Here is a 989-nt window from a genome sequence, read left to right on the forward strand (position 1 = left end):
ATGAACCACCCACCACCTATAGAGGTAGGGGTTTCTTAGGTAATACCCATACTTGATACGATGTTTTGTATCAGCGGTTAGGCAAATGGACTAAGCTAACCCCGTCGTACCGACGGTTTTGATTGTTGCCAGCCTTAGTCCTTCGTTGAGGATGTTGATACTGGCGTTGATGTCTCTATCATGGTCCTGCAAGCAACTTGGGCAATTCCATGATCTCACCTGTAATGGTAGCTCAGCCTTAGTCAGCACATGAGCGCACCCTGAGCAGGTTTTAGAAGATGGATACCATCGGTCTATTTTCACCAGCGTTTTGCCGTACCATTCAGCCTTGTAGTTCAGCATGGTGGTGAAGGTTGACCATGAGCTGTCTGATATGGCTTTAGATAACTTTCTATTCTTAACCATGCCTTTGACGTTCAAATCCTCTATGGCAATCACATCGTGGTTTTTGATGAGATTGAATGAGAGTTTGTGTAGAAAGTCTTTTCGGCAATTCGTGATACGCTCGTAGACTTTGGCGACTTTGATTTTTTGCTTTTGATAGTTGCGGCTGTCACTGAGTTTGCGTTGATCTGCTTTGGCCACTGCTCTACGTTTGGCCAGTATTTTCTGTTCTCGCGCAAGCTTATGTTGCAGCTTTGATAGAAAGGTAGGATTAGCAACTTTGCTGCCATCTGATAGGACGATAAAGTCAGTCAGTCCTAAGTCAATGCCGATGTTAGAGTGTGTTTTTGGTAATTCATTAACAATGGTTTCAACCAATAGACTGGCATAGTACTTGCCTGATGGGGTGCGGCTGATGGTCGCTGACTTAATTAAGCCATTTACCTTGCTTGGGAATCTAGCGTTGATGTGACCAATTTTAGGCAGTTTGACAGTGCTGTCTGTGATCGCCACTGTGCCCTTTTGGTTGTTGGTCGTATAACTATCCTTAATTCCTTTTTTCTTGAATTTTGGGAAGCCTGCGCCTTGCTTGAAAAACTTGTTAT

At 44.0% G+C, this 989-nt stretch carries 1 protein-coding gene; it reads right to left on the reverse strand.

The window, feature by feature from the left end; translation table 11 throughout:
* Positions 1-90 precede the first annotated feature (90 nt).
* On the reverse strand, positions 91-989 hold an 899-nt coding region (locus QL919_RS14070; RefSeq protein WP_290190091.1), incomplete at its 5' end, for an RNA-guided endonuclease TnpB family protein.

It is taken from the genome of Psychrobacter sp. APC 3426, assembly GCF_030408035.1.
Classification (GTDB): Bacteria; Pseudomonadota; Gammaproteobacteria; order Pseudomonadales; family Moraxellaceae; genus Psychrobacter.